We start from the raw sequence: 13,816 nt of genomic DNA on the forward strand, positions 1-13,816 counted from the left end.
GGTTCAAAATCAGTTCTCCCCCTAGGCCTCTCGACAGCCGCCGGCTACATCGTCAGCACCAGCTTGCCCACCGTCTTGCCCGATTCGATCGCCCGGTGCGCGTCCGCGGCCCGCTCCAGCGGGAACGTCGCCACCGGCGGCGCCGCGATGCGCCCCTCCTCCACCCAGCCCGCGAGCCGGTCCATCGCCTCGCGCAGGATCTCCGCCTTGTGGAACAGGTACGACAGGTTGAACGCCAGCACGCTCTTGTTGTCGTTGCAGAGATCGAGCGGGTTGAAGCGGGGCATCCGGAGGAAGTCGACCGCGAGCTTCGGGTAATTCGGGCGGCCGCCCTGCCGCGGCAGCATCGTGTGGAAGCCGTACACGACGAGCTTCCCCGCCGACGCCAGGTGCCGGTAGCTCTGCCGCAGCGTCTCGACCCCGTTCGCGTCGAGGACCACGTCGTAGCCCTCGGGCGCGTGCCGCTCCGCCGCCGCCCAGAGCGGCTCGCTGCTCTTGTCGATCACCGCGTCGGCGCCGAGGCGCCTCGCCGGCTCGACCTTGTGCGCCGCGCCCACCACGCCGACCACGCGGCAGCCGGCGATCTTGCCGAGCTGCACCAGCGCGCTGCCCACGCCGCCGGCGGCCGAGTGCACGAGCAAGACCATGCCCGGCCGCAGCCGCACCAGCTCGAACAGCGCGTAGTACGCCGTCATGAACACCGCCGGGAAGCCCGCGGCCTGCTCCGGCGTGAGCCGCGACGGCAGCGGGAAGACCTGGTGGCGCGGGACCACGACGCGCGAGGCGTAGCCGCCGAAGCGGACCACGCCGACGACGGGCGCCCCCGGCGCGAGATCCGAGACGCCCTCGCCGACCGCGGCGACCGTGCCCGCGACCTCGAAGCCGGGCGTGATGGGCCAGCCGACGTACTTCTTCGCCGACTCGTAAAGGCCCATGCGGACGACGCAATCCGCGTAGTTGACGCCCGCCGCCCGCACGTCGACGAGCACCTCGCCGCGCCCGGGGCTCGGGTCCGGGTGCTCCTCGACGCGGAGCTTGTCGTGGCTGCCGGGCTCGTGGACGACGATCTTGCGCATGGGCACCTGTTGGGCTGCCGTGGTCTCACCACGGGTCGCGACGGCGAAAGGGACGGCGACGGAGACGGCGGCCGCGGTAGTACACCGATCGGGTTCGAGAAGGAACGGCGCAGCGGACGCGCTTGCGACGCGCGCCGCACGGCTCGAGACGCGCACGAGACACGCGCGCAACACGCGCACGAGACGCGAGACCGGCCCGCCGCTGGTCTCGCGGGTTCTGCTTGACAGGAAAAGCGCGCCTCGCTCTCCTGTCCGATGGCCGCGTCGCGCCCCGCCCAGGTGAACCCTTGAGCCGCATGTTCCTCGCTTCCTTCCACGAGCCGCTGGAGCTGCGCTCGACGCTCGGCATGACCGACCCCGGCGACGGCATCGCCGTGACCGATCCCGACGCGATCGAACGGCACGTGCGGCTCCTGCTCGACGATCCGTCGAACCGCCACCGGCTGCTGCGCGCGCTCGAGGACGACGCGCTGGAGCTCGCCTCCCCGCCCGACGATCACCAGCTCTGCCTGCTGGTCACGCGGCGCCTCTCGCTGGGCACGATGGTGCTCGTCCGCCGGCGCGAGCTCTCGCGCGAGATCGCGCGCCTCGACTCGCTCCCGGCGCAGAACGGCGCGAGCCAGGCGGCGAAGGAGGAGAAGCCGCCCGAGCCGAAGCCGAAGGAGGCCGAGGCCAAGATCCGCGACTGGAAGATCGAGTGCAAGCACCACGCGGCCGGCTCCCGACCGTTCTTCGAGCGCGGCACGCTCATCCAGGTCGTCCCCGACAAGGGCAAGACCAAGGACACGGTCACCGTCCACTGGCGCGACGACTACCTCGGCAGCATGCCCCCGTCGCTCGCGCTCACCACGCCCGGGCACCCGGAGGCCAAGGCGAGCCAGTCCGGCGCGAGCGCGGGGTACACGGGGTACAAGGCCGAGGTCGCGTACCTCGGCGACCTGAACGAGCTGCGCTTCCCCTTCCCCCCCTTCTGGCGGGCGCTGAACGAGAAGACGTCGTACACGTTCGGGGCGGGCCCGCGGCCGGTCAGCGTCGAGGTCTACAATCCGCGGCAGTTCAAGCTGGAGCTCAAGTTCCCTCCGCTGGAGAGCTTCAAGGCGGGTTACAAGTACACCGCGTCGTCGCAGTCCATCGAGGGAGACTCGCTGTCGAAGCTCTCAATGACCAAGAAGAAGACGGTCAAGGAGAAGCTCGAGGTCAGCGCGGAGGGCTGGAAGCCGTCGACCTTGAAGATCGCCTCGAGCAAGTCGTCGCACACCGCGACCACCACCGGCGGGAAGACGAGCCAGGAGCACAAGCCCGAGTCCGAGACGAGCACGAAGCTCGCCGACGCAATCGTGCTGAGCCGCGACGGCGGGGCGCTGTCGATCGACGCCGCGAAGATCGTCGGGAGCCTCCTTGAGTTCATCAAGGAGGGGCTCGACATCATCAAGACGATCAAGAGCTACGCGCCGCAGGTCGGCTGGTACGTCGATCTCGAGATCCAGGTGATGCAGGGCGGGCTCGCGGCGGAGTGGCACTGGCAGGAGTGGGAGGATCACCGCGTCTTCCGCTATATCGACGTCAAGGCCGCGCTCGACATCTTCAGCATCACATTCGAGATCGGCGTCGGCGTCAGCGCTTACAGCTTCAAGCTCCAGGTCTTCGGCCAGGTGTCGGGCTCGCTCGGGGTCGAGGTGAGCGGCACCCGGTACAAGCCCGACGGCGCGCCGGGGGCCGCGCTGCAGGGCAAGGGCAGCATCGGCGGCGCCCTCGGCGCGCGCGCGGAGGCGGGCTATTTCTTCAAGTTCAACGCGAAGATGGAGACCGCGCTCGAGGTCGATCTGACGCTCGGCATCAACCAGCCGAACCGCTCGCAGATCGTCAGCATCGACGGAGGGTTCGTGTGGACGGGCATCGAGTGCACCGCGACGGGCTCGGTCGGGATGTGGGGCATCGGCGGCACCAAGAAGTGGAAGGGCACGCTGGTCCCGAAGAGCGAGCGGCTCCACGTCGAGTGGCCCAGCCCGAAGGAGTACAAGCCGCCGTTCATGAGCCGCGACGCGATCAAAGCGGTGCTTGCCAAGGTGCTCTCGAACAGCTGGGATATCCGGGTCTTCACGCCGTCCGGGAGCGCGTTCGTCGCGGACAAGGCGTGGACGATCGACGAGGTCGCCGGCGCGCTCGCGGCGCGCATCGAGCGCGACAGCGCGTTCCACCGCACGCCCGAGATGGTTGACGCGCTCGCGAACGCCGTCCGGCAGGACCTCGACGCGCTCGGCGACCGCTGGGGGCGCGACTGGATCGAGGCGGATCGGTTCAAGGCGTACCTCGACGGCACCATTGACGGCCGCAGCCTCCAGAAGCACCTGAACGACGGCGCGAGCCCGCTTCGGAAGCTCACCGGCTGAGCCCGCTGGGACGCGGGGGACAGGGCGCGACGCGGTAGAGGGCCGTTCGAACGATAAGTTACTCTAACTAACGATGAGCTTTCCCATCTATCACCTCGAGACGAAGGCGGAGCGGTGCCGGGTGCGCGTGCGGCTGAACGACGTGCCCGTCGTGGAGCTCACGGCCGAGGGGGAGCAGCCCGAGTGGTTCGCGCCGCCGATCAACCTGTACCTCGTCGCGGGCGCGAACCGGCTCGACGTGGAGGTCGCTCCGCTGCCGCGCGACGACGGCGCCCCCGGAGACTTCCGGGGCGTGGAGCTCGAGGGCGCGGTGCGCGTCTACGGCAAGGGCGACGCGGTGGCGCCGGGCGAAGGGCCGGTGGTGGTCGAGATCGAGGTGATGCGCGAGCTCGCCCGGCGGATGGAGGCCGCGGGCGAGCGCGGCGAGGAGCTGACGATCCCGCAGGCGTTTCGCTTCGCGTTCGACGCCGCGGGGCCGGACTTCACGGCCGAGCTGACCACGGTCGAGCCGCTGCCGGGCGAGGAGGCGCTGCGCGAGTATGCGATCCGACTGCGGGACCTCGCGCGCGCGGGCGACGTGGAGGGGCTCGTGGCCGAGATGGAGCCGAAGGTGCAGGCGTACGCGGCGGCTTACGACGACGACGCGGGTGCGATCCGGGCGAGCCTGCGCGGTGTGCTGCAGGACGAGTATGCGCCGCGGGGGTTCGTGACGGACTTCGAGCGCGAGGACGTGGAGCTCGCGCCATGCGCGGGGGGGAGGCTCTGCGAGCTGCGGCGGCCCGGAGGAGCGCCGCTGCTGCAGACGCCGCCGGACGCGGACGAGAGCACGATGCAGATACCGATCGTCGTCGGCAGCCGCGGCGGGGCGCTGCGGGTGGTGCGGTGAGGCGCGAAGCGGCGAGCGCGCGTTGAGGCGAGCGGCGGCCGCCGTGCGCTGAGGCTATTGCGCCGTTCCGGCCGATCGGAGATCCTGCCGTCTCATGGGGCACCCTGCGGTCGACAATCAGACGCCGTGGGCCATGGAGCCCCTCTTCCTCGCCGACGAGGAGGGCCGCCCGCTGCTCGTCGTGCTGGTCCAGGCGACGTTCACGCTGCACGCCGTGCGCGGCCTCGAGCGCGCCGAGCAGCAGCCGCCGCCAAACCTCGCCGGGGAGCTCTGGAGCGCGGACGCCGCCATGTCGAGCTACCGGTTCGAGCCGGCGTTCGCCTTCTTCAAGCCCGCCACGGATGTGGTCCTGGTCGGCCACGCGCAGGCGCCGCGCCACGCCGTCCCGGAGCTCCAGGTGATGTTCCGCGTCGGCCCGGTCGGGAAGACGGCGCGGGTATTCGGGGATCGGGCGTGGGTGCGGAGCGGTGCAGCGATGGTCCCGTCGCGACCGCGTCCGTTCGATCGGATCCCGCTCAGCTACGAGCACGCCTTCGGCGGCTGGGACCGGAGCCACCCCGATCCGGCGAAGCACGCGTTCGAGCCGAGGAATCCCATCGGGATGGGGTTCCGCGCGCCCGGCGCGGCCGTGGAGGAGGGGCTCCGCCTGCCGAACATCGAGGACCCGGGCGAGCCGCTGCAGCGCTACGGCCAGGCGGTCGCGCCGGCGGGGGTGGGGTTCGTCTCGCCGGACTGGCAGCCCCGGGCCGCGCTGGCCGGGACCTACGACGAGGCGTGGTCGAAGGAGCGGATGCCGCTCCTGCCCAGGGACTTCGATCGGCGGTTCTTCAACGCGGCCTCCAAGGGGCTCGTCGCGCCGGGCTACCTGAGGGGCGACGAGCCGGTGCTGGTGGAGAACGCGTCGCCGTTCGGGAGGCTCTCGTTCCGGCTGCCAGGGCTCGCCGCGCCCAGGTGCCGGGTGGGGCTCGCGCGGCGGGACGACGCGCAGGTGGAGCTGCGGCTGGATACGGTGATCGTGGACACGGACACGGATCGCGTGCTGCTGCAGTATCGAGGGCACGTCGCGCTGCGGGATGGGCCGCACGACGTGCGCGCGATCGCGATCGAGGACGATCTGGGTATCGTCCGGAGACAGGTCCCCTCGGGGTGGTCCCGAGAGCGGGCTCGGCCTCAGTGAAGCTGTCGTGTTGAGGAGATGGCGATGGGCGTTACGGTCGGCGTGAACATGATGTCGGTGGTCCACGCGAAGAGCAGCGGGGTCACCGTGGCGTTCCCGGACGTGTGCAAGACCCCGGCGCCGCCCGCGCCGCCCGTGCCGATCCCCTACCCGAACGTCGCCAAGAGCGGCGACACGGCCAAGGGCACGAAGAAGGTGAAGTGCGACGGGGAGTCGGTCTGCGTCAAGGACTCGAACTTCAGCACGAGCACCGGGGACGAGGCCGGCTCGCTCGGCGGGATCGTGTCGGGCAAGACCAAGGGCAAGGCGGAGTTCGTGAACTTCTCGTTCGACGTGAAGTTCGAGGGGAAGAACGTGGCGCGGGCGCTCGACCTGATGCTGCACAACGACAAGAACACGCCGCCGTTCCCGGTGATGCAGGGGCCGGTGGTGGTGGTCGCGCCTTCCGGCCAAGGGCCAGAACGGAAGTGCGTAATCTGCGACGAGAGCCTCTGAAGGCGCTTGGCCTGACGCCGCTGGCACAGCCGTGATGAGCATGGACCTCGCGATCACCGGGATGGGTATGGTCACGTCGGTCGGCATGGACGCGCCGACCGCGTGCGCGTCCATCCGCGCCGGCGTTGCCATACCGCGACCGATCCCCTATTTTCAGGTCCTCAACGCTGCGACCCAGGAGAACGAGCCGCTCATGGGCCATGCGATCCGGGGTTTCGCCGAGGGGTTTGTGTTCGTCGGGGCCTGGATTCGGCTCGCCCTCGGCGCGCTGAGCGACCTTGCGCGGCAGGGCGCGCTGCCTGGTGCATCGGCGAGGAGCTTCTGGGCGAGCACCGGGCTCATCGCGGTGACTCCGCACCTCGGCAGCGACCGCTACGCCGACGACTGCAGCGTGCGCAAGGACGCGGCCGGCATCAGGGAGGCTTACCTAGAGCGCGTCGAGGAGGCGCTCGGCCTGCCGCTCAGCGCGAAGCACGTCGAGGTGCTCGGCCTCGGCCACGCTGGCACGGCAGCGGCGGTCGCGGTCGCTCGCGGCTGGCTTCAGGCGGGGCTCGAACGGGTCATCGTGCTTGCGGTCGACTCGTACCTCGACCCGTTCACGCTCGAGTGGCTCGCCGATCATCGCCGGCTCAAGATTGATGACAATCCGTGCGGGCTGATTCCTGGCCAGGCGGGCGCCTGCGTCCTGCTCGAAACGGGAGTGTCCTCCGGCCGCCGCGGCGCCGCCGCCTGCGCGGTGATCGAGGCGGTGTCCACCGGCGCCCCCGCGCACCAAGGCGCCGAGCAGGATCAGCGGGGCGACGGCGCGGGGCTGGCGAGGGCGATGGGCGACGTGCTCGGCGATGCCTCTGCGGAGACGCCATTCCGAGGGGACATTGTGCTCGACGTCAACGGCGAGACATGGCGCGCAGCAGCATGGGGGAACGCGCTCGCACGGTTCGCCCAGCGCGTCGCGAGCGGGACACGGATCGTGCTCCCCTGCAATTCGCTGGGCGAGGTCGGCGCGGCGAGCGGCGCGGTCGGCGTCTGCGTCGCAGCGCGAGCGCTCGCGCGGGGTTACGGCAGCGGAGACCGGGCGATAGTCGCCTCGTGCTCCGAGTGGGGACAGGCCGGCGCGCTGCGGCTCCGGGCCGCCGGAGCGCCGGGGTAGCGCGGAGACGCGGAGAGAGGAACGCATGTCGGATCCCTCGAAAGAGCAGCACCAAGACGACGTCAACGCGGGCTTTCACCTGGAGGTGAGCGCGAAGGTCGACGGCGGGAAGTGCTTGAACCGGCACGAGTCGGCCTGGACGCCGAGCTCCTGCTCCCACCGCTGGCAGGCGTACCAGCGCGCGCTCGACGACAAACATCTCTACAACTGGCCCAGATACGCATCGCTGTCGAGCAGGACCAAGGTCAGGACCGACGCGAAGAAAGACTACCAGACAAGCAAAGACGGTGTCACGAAGGTCCACCCTGTCTTCCCGCACTTCTACCGGCTGCTGCTCTCCGCGCCGGCGAAGGGTGACTGGGACGTCGGCGTCGGGGACAACTTCAAGCAGAGCTCGGCGGTCCCGTACTACCACAACGCGCACCACCTCGTGACCAACTCCGAGCTGCGCAAAGAGCTCAACAAGACAGGTGCTGCCATCGAGCGCTCGTACCCAGCGGTGAACGGGGTGGGCGTTGTGCGCGGAGGGTTGCTGCGCGCGGGGTACAACCTCAACCACAAGCAGAACATGATCATCCTGCCCATGGACAGAGCGGTCGCTGGTACGCTCAACCTGCCGAGGCACCTGGATGAGGTGACGGGCCGGAGTCACGCCGATTACAGTGGCAGGGTCAAGCTGCGCCTCCAGACCATCTTGAACGAATATAAGCAGGACATCGAAGCGGAGCTGAAAAAGGGCAAGGGGCACACAAAGCTCAAGCACAAACTCTGCAAGGAGAAGCTCGAGGATCTCTCCGAGGAAATCTACAAAGCGATCGCCTCCGCGGCACGTAACCCCGGGTATGACGGCACTCTGGAAACCATTGAGTTCTAGAACACCGATCACATCGTTCAAGCGAGAATTGAACCGCCAAGACGCCAAGGGCGTCAAGATGGCATTTTCTTCTTGGCGCTCTTGGCGTCTTGGCGGTCCGAAGCTCTGCGCTTTTCAGGCGGCCTCGCCCCGCCTATCGCTCTAGAGAAGGATCATGCGGTACTACAAACTAGACACGCTCGGCGATACGAGGGACCGGGATCTCTGCCTCCTCGAGGACGAGCCGAAGGACATGGGGCTCGAAGGCTATTACCTCGCGATGGGCAAGCCCGCTCGCGACCATATCCCCGCCGACCTATCCATCTCGATGAGCGAGGATTACCCCGGCATCGTCACCGCCTCGTTGATAGGGAACTTCAACAATTACCTCCTCGTCTCGACAGCGATGAAGGAGATTATTGAGCAACACTGCGCCGGCCTGGACATCGAATACTTCCAGTTCGCGCTCATCAACCACAAGGGCAGGGTCCACACCAGGGACTATTGGATCGTCAACCCCATCGGTGCATACGACTGCCTGGATTTCGGCGCGAGTAAAATCAAGTACTCGGGTAGCGACATCGTCAGCATCAAAGAACGAGTTTTATCAGCGGCGAAGCTCGCCGGTGCACCGAGCCTGTTCCGGATCGCCCGCGACGTGCAGACGTACGTCGTCGCCGAGCCGCTGGCGGAGGCATTCCGGGCGGAAGGGTTCACGAACGTCGTCCTCAAGGAGATGAAGGTGGTGTGACGGCAACCCCGAAGGGTGTCCTATGACATCGAAATTCTTGCCGATCATCGCGCTCAACGCGTTCGAAGAGGGGGCGGAGCTGCTGCCGCTCGTGACGGGCGGTACGGCCAGTCAGCGCGAGGTGCTGCGGTTCTGCCGGACCTTGCGTCGCCGTGCAATCTGCGAGCTGCTCCTGCTCGGGTTGGTGGGACGGTTTCATCTCTACCTCCACAAGAGCGGCCGTGCGTTCCTCCACTTCCTGCGAGGCAGCGCGGACGCGGCGAAGGTGACGAGCCGGGCGGAGCCGTTCTTCGACGCGATCGCCTGCCTTGACGTGGAGTGCGCCCGCGAGCAGGCGCGGAGCGCTCGGTCGACCTGGAACGAGCGCGTGGAGTACGAGGAAGACTTCCTCTACGTGCGCTTCCTCATGTCGGCCCATTTTCTCGATGCGCCTGCTACGGAGCTCACGGCGATGTTGGCGCGGGCCGAGGAGGTGACGGAGGGCCGCGACGACCCGCGGATCGCGATCTGCTCGGCCCTGCTCACCCGCGACGCGGGTCGCTTCGATGATGCGCTGAGCGACCTGCTCGACCTACGCGAGCAGCGCACGATGCACCTGTTCGAGCGCGGCGGCGCGCATGAAGAAGAGGCGGCGACCGAGGGCCAGATCGACGTGGAGGGGCTCGCGCTGGTGAGGCTGGCCGAGTCGCGCGGCATCGTGACCCGCCCCGAGTATCCCTTCATTCCGTCGCTGCTCCGGGTCGGTCCGACCCGCGCGTTCACGGTCGACGATTGGACCGATATCGCGGAGTGAAGCAATACCCGCGCTTGGCCGACGTCAACGAGGCTCCCGATGTCACTGGCAGCGCCGACGCGCCCAGGACTGCTGCCATATCGAGCCCATCCCGCTTACATCGGCATCTCCCGCCCCCGCACGGGCCCCCGCACCTCCACCACCCCCCTCCGCGCCCCCCGCAACGCCAGCTCCACCGCTGCCGCCGCCCTCGCCGGCTGGCTCCCTCGCTTCAGCACCTCCTCGAGCCACGCCACCTCCATCGGCCTCCCCACGAGGTACCGCGTCCCCCGCTTCAGCTCCTTCCCCCGGCTCCCCCACCACGCCGCGATCTTCTCCCGATCCGGCCACGGCAAGCTCTCGTCCGGATCCATCGCGACGTCCTCGTCCTCCGGATCGTCGCTCGGCCCGCTCTGAAACCCCGCCGGCCTCTCCCCCCGCAGCTTCGCCTCCTCGAGCCCCACGCCGGTGATCATCATGAACGCCCCGCCCGCCATCCGCGCGAGCTCCGGCGTCCTCATGCACTCGAGGATCCACGGCATCAGCCCCGGATCCCCGAGCGCCGCCGCCCCCGCGAGCGCCGCGCGCGCCCCCCGCGGCGCCCCGGCGATCGCGCGCAGCCACGTCGACGCCAGCGCCGGCTCCATCCGCCGCATCGCCATCGCGCACGCCCGCTCCGCGAACCGCCCGCCGCCGTCCGCGACGGCCCCGAGCGCCCGCAGCGCCGCCGTATCGCCGAGCACCGCCCCAGACCACGCCGCCGCGAAGCGGCACGCCTCGTCCTCGCTGCCCAGCGCGCCCCGCACCTCGTCCAGCAGATCCGCCCGACCGAGCTCGCCCACGGCGCGCAGCGCCCTGGCCCTGAGGCGCAGATCGCTCGACACCACCGCGTATCCCAGCGCCGCCCCGGGATCCTGCCGCTGCACCGCGCACGCCGCGATCCCGATCGCATGGAGCTCCGGCCCGACCCGGTGCGACAAAAGCCCGGGAAGGATCGCCCGCACCTTCGAGAACGACACCCAGCCCAGCGCCGACACGAGCGCCCGCGCGAGCGCCGGCACGGCCCCGCCCACGTCGAGCACCTCGGCGATGCCCTTCAGATCCCGCCGCTCGACCGCGAGCACCATCGGCGCAAACACGCTCCCCGGCTCCTCCTCGTCGACGGCCGCCCGGCAGATCTCCCACCCCGCGTCGCCGGCGAGCCGGAGGCCGTCGATGTGCGCCTCCAGGCGCTCGTCGAGCTCACCCAGGCTCTCGAGATCATACAGCGGGTCCAGCACCGCCGCGTCCCGGTACGACCACAGGAACGCCGCCTCGGAGGCGTGCTGCTCGAAGACTTCGGCTTCTATCGTCGAGATCAATTGATCTGCACCGAGCCGCCCTGGATCCGGTTCACCCCGGAGGACCGCGTGAGCAGATACGCGCCGCGAATCAGGATCTTGCCAGCCCGCGTCAGCGTGATGCTGGCCTTGCCGCACTGGAGCACGATCTCCTTCTCCGCGGTGAGCACCAGCCGCTCGCCGTCCGCCGTCGCCGTCGCGCCGTCGCGCCTCGCCGCGCCCGCGCCGTCCCCCGCCGCGTGCATCCGCCCCATCACCACCGGCCTGTCGCGCCGCCCCCCCTCGAACAGCAGCGCGACCTCCCGCCCCTCGTCCTCCGGCCCGAGCGCCGTCATCGACCGCGCGAGGACGCCCCCACCCGCGCCGCCTCCCAGGACCGCCGCCTCGACGAGCGGATCGCCGTTCTGCGCGAACCCCACGATCCGCCCCACCACGACCCCGTCGATCGGCCCGGCCTTCGCGGCCTCCGCCGCGACGCGCTCCTCGTGCGCCGCGACCACGAGCTCGAGCAGCCCCTCCGCGCCCTCGAGCGCGTCCGCCTCGCCCGCCGCCTCGTCCACCCCCGCCTCGCCAGAGGCCGCCGCCTCGGCGCCCTCCTCCTCGATCAGGATCACCTCGCCGCCCTGCTCCGCCGCCGGCGCCCGCCCATCGTCCCTCATCGCCCTGCTCCTCCGCTCCCGCTCGCCTCGAAGCGCCCGCGATCCCCTGCCCGCCTCAGTTCACCCCGACGTTGCTCCCCTTGATCTTCACGTTCCCCGAGGCCTCGACGTTCACCGCCCCCTCGCTCTTCACGTCGAGCTTCTTCCCCTCCACCCGGACCGGGCCCTCGCCCTTCACCGTGATCTTCTTCCCCTGCACGGTAACGTTGCCGTTCTTCTCGATCGTGATCGTGGCGTCCCCGCACTGGATCGCGAGCTTCTCGCCGATGATCATCGTCTTCTTCTCCTTCACCTCCTCCTTCGCGCTCTTCCCGATGGTCACCGTCATGTCCTTGCCCACCGTCAAGGTGTAGCCCTCGTCCACGCTCGTCGACTTGCCCTTGGAGACGCTCTCCGAGCTCGAGCCCCCCACGGACTCGCTCTTGTTCTCGCCGATCGACGCGCTCTGGCTCTTGCCCACGTCGATCGACTGGCTCCCCGAGACCGACTCGGTGTGATCCCCGCCGACGCTCACGGCCCTGTCGCCCCCGACCGAGAGGGTCTCGTCCTCGCCGATCGTCTCGGTGTGGGTCTTCGCGACGTCGATGCTCTTGTGGCCGCCGATCTCCTCGCTCTGATCGTTCCCCACCACCTTGCTCCGGTCGTGGGCGACCTCGAGCATCTCGTCGTTCCCGATCCACTGCTTCTTGTCGTGCTCGATCGCGATGTTCCAGTCCTTCTGGCCGTGCAGGAAGATCTCCTCCGAGCCCTTCTTGTCCTCGAACCGGAGCTCGTTGAACCCGCCGCCCCCCGTCGAGCTGTTCGACTTGATGGTGCTCTTCGTCTTCTCCGCAGGGAGCGCGTACGGCGGCACGTTGGTGCCGTGATAGACGCTCCCCACCACGAGCGGCCGGTCCGGATCGCCCTCGAGGAAATCGACCACCACCTCGTGGCCAATCCGCGGCAGAAACACCGCGCCCCACGCGGCGCCGGCCCAGATCTGGCTCACGCGGATCCAGCACGAGCTCTGGGCGTCCTTCTTGCCCTCCCGGTCCCAGTGGAACTGGACCTTGATGCGGCCATGCTCGTCCGTATAGACCTCCTCGCCAGGAGGACCGACCACGATCGCCGTCTGGATCCCCTTGATCGTCGGCCACGGCGTCACCGACGGCGGACGGTAAGGGACGTCGGAAGGGATGCCCTGAAACCGGTTCCCGTACGCCGGGACGTCGCTGTCGGTGACGGCGTCCACCGCCGGCTCGTGGCCGTGATGGTGCACGGAGACGAGCAGATACTCGCGGTTGAAGGCGTCGCGGCCGTGCTCCGCGAGCGTGAAGGTCTGGCCCGGGACGAAGCGCGGGCAGACGCTCTCGCCGCTGCCCGTCCTGCGCGAGGTCTGGAGCTGCTCGAGCCGGATCTTGGCGAGGCTCGAGCCCGCGCCGGGCGCGTCGTAGTCGCCCGGATAATCGTAGACCTCGAGGTCGTCGTCCGCGTCCGCCTGGGCGTTGCTCTCGAGCGACAGGCCGGGCTTCTTGAAGTTGTAGTCGCGCAGCGTCACCTTCCCCGACCGCACCCGCTCGACGTACCGGAAACGAGAGACGTGCTCGCCCTGGAACAGCGCGCCGAGCTGCGGCCGGAACACGACCGCGCTCTCTCCCGCGATCGGCCCGTGCGCAGAGGGGCTGTCGGCGAACACGAGCACGTGGCCGCCCTCGTCGTGCTCGAAGTAGTAACAGATGCCCTCCTCCTCGAGCAGCCGCGACACGAAGGCGAAGTCGCTCTCCCGGTACTGCACGCAGTACTCCCGCGCGCGGTAAACCCCGCTCAGCAAGAAGCGGTAGCCCTCGCTCGGGATCCCGGCCGCGCGCAGCACCTTCTCGATGATCTCCGGGGCGGTGAGCGCCTGGAAGATCCGGCTGTTCCGGCGGTGCTTGAGGCGCGCGACGTCGGGCACGATCGTGGCGTGATAGGCCGTGAGCCGCTTCCCCTCCTCGCCCTGCTCGAAGCTCGCGACCACGCCATGGACGAACCGGGGCTGCTCGCCGATCTGGAAGGTGAGCAGCGCCGCCTTGCCCACGACGTCCGTGAACGCGATGTCCTTCTCCGGCGAGGCGACGAGGACATCGAAGTGAAAGAGCTCGGAGATGCCCTCGCGCCCCTCGAACCGCGTCACACGGAGCTCGTGCTCCAGTCCGTCGACCTGAAACAAGTGCATGGACTCTCCCTTGAGCAGACGTGAGGCGAGCGGATGCGCGGACGGACCGCGGGCAGCATTCAGCCGGATGCCA

General features: G+C 69.3%; 12 protein-coding genes. 8 read left to right on the forward strand and 4 right to left on the reverse strand.

Annotated features, from left to right (window positions below):
* Positions 1-44: 44 nt before the first annotated feature.
* Positions 45-1,076 (reverse strand): synaptic vesicle VAT-1 family membrane protein, encoded by a 1,032-nt coding sequence (locus tag WMF26_RS30505; RefSeq protein ID WP_437995560.1) that lies wholly within the window; start codon positions 1,074-1,076, stop codon positions 45-47.
* A gap of 296 nt (positions 1,077-1,372) precedes the next feature.
* Here WMF26_RS30505 and WMF26_RS30510 point away from each other — a divergent pair, with 296 nt between their 5' ends.
* From WMF26_RS30510 to WMF26_RS30545, 8 genes are all read left to right on the forward strand, one after another.
* Positions 1,373-3,466, forward strand: coding sequence for a hypothetical protein (locus WMF26_RS30510; RefSeq protein WP_437995561.1), 2,094 nt, complete (start codon positions 1,373-1,375; stop codon positions 3,464-3,466).
* Positions 3,467-3,539: 73 nt separating this feature from the next.
* The gene (locus WMF26_RS30515) at positions 3,540-4,352 is read left to right on the forward strand and encodes a hypothetical protein (RefSeq protein WP_437995562.1); all 813 of its coding nucleotides are present in this window, start codon (positions 3,540-3,542) and stop codon (positions 4,350-4,352) included.
* A gap of 94 nt (positions 4,353-4,446) precedes the next feature.
* Positions 4,447-5,529, forward strand: a complete 1,083-nt coding sequence (locus WMF26_RS30520; protein ID WP_437995563.1) for a DUF2169 family type VI secretion system accessory protein — start codon at positions 4,447-4,449, stop codon at positions 5,527-5,529.
* A gap of 24 nt (positions 5,530-5,553) precedes the next feature.
* Positions 5,554-6,024 (forward strand): DUF4150 domain-containing protein, encoded by a 471-nt coding sequence (locus tag WMF26_RS30525; RefSeq protein WP_437995564.1) that lies wholly within the window; start codon positions 5,554-5,556, stop codon positions 6,022-6,024.
* A gap of 40 nt (positions 6,025-6,064) precedes the next feature.
* Entirely contained in the window at positions 6,065-7,174 is a 1,110-nt protein-coding gene (locus WMF26_RS30530; protein WP_437995565.1) for a hypothetical protein, read from the forward strand.
* A 25-nt stretch (positions 7,175-7,199) separates the two neighbouring features.
* The gene (locus WMF26_RS30535) at positions 7,200-8,048 is read left to right on the forward strand and encodes an AHH domain-containing protein (protein ID WP_437995566.1); all 849 of its coding nucleotides are present in this window, start codon (positions 7,200-7,202) and stop codon (positions 8,046-8,048) included.
* Positions 8,049-8,202: 154 nt separating this feature from the next.
* The gene (locus WMF26_RS30540; RefSeq protein ID WP_437995567.1) at positions 8,203-8,778 is read left to right on the forward strand and encodes an imm11 family protein; all 576 of its coding nucleotides are present in this window, start codon (positions 8,203-8,205) and stop codon (positions 8,776-8,778) included.
* A gap of 22 nt (positions 8,779-8,800) precedes the next feature.
* Positions 8,801-9,571 (forward strand): Imm49 family immunity protein, encoded by a 771-nt coding sequence (locus WMF26_RS30545; RefSeq protein ID WP_437995568.1) that lies wholly within the window; start codon positions 8,801-8,803, stop codon positions 9,569-9,571.
* A 95-nt stretch (positions 9,572-9,666) separates the two neighbouring features.
* Here WMF26_RS30545 and WMF26_RS30550 read toward each other — a convergent pair whose 3' ends face one another.
* The 3 genes from WMF26_RS30550 to WMF26_RS30560 all read right to left on the reverse strand — a co-directional run bounded on the left by WMF26_RS30550 (position 9,667) and on the right by WMF26_RS30560 (position 13,743).
* Positions 9,667-10,911, reverse strand: a complete 1,245-nt coding sequence (locus WMF26_RS30550) for a TIGR02270 family protein (protein WP_437995569.1) — start codon at positions 10,909-10,911, stop codon at positions 9,667-9,669.
* A complete protein-coding gene (locus WMF26_RS30555; protein WP_438002465.1) occupies positions 10,908-11,390 on the reverse strand; it encodes a DUF6484 domain-containing protein in 483 nt (160 codons plus the stop codon). Before WMF26_RS30555 ends, WMF26_RS30550 begins: the two co-directional genes overlap by 4 nt.
* Before the next feature lie 214 nt (positions 11,391-11,604).
* Positions 11,605-13,743, reverse strand: a complete 2,139-nt coding sequence (locus tag WMF26_RS30560; protein WP_437995570.1) for a type VI secretion system Vgr family protein — start codon at positions 13,741-13,743, stop codon at positions 11,605-11,607.
* Between the last annotated feature and the right edge of the window lie 73 nt (positions 13,744-13,816).

Origin of the sequence: Sorangium sp. So ce185, assembly GCF_051526825.1 — a bacterium.
GTDB classification, from domain to species: domain Bacteria; phylum Myxococcota_A; class Polyangia; order Polyangiales; family Polyangiaceae; genus Sorangium; species Sorangium cellulosum_D.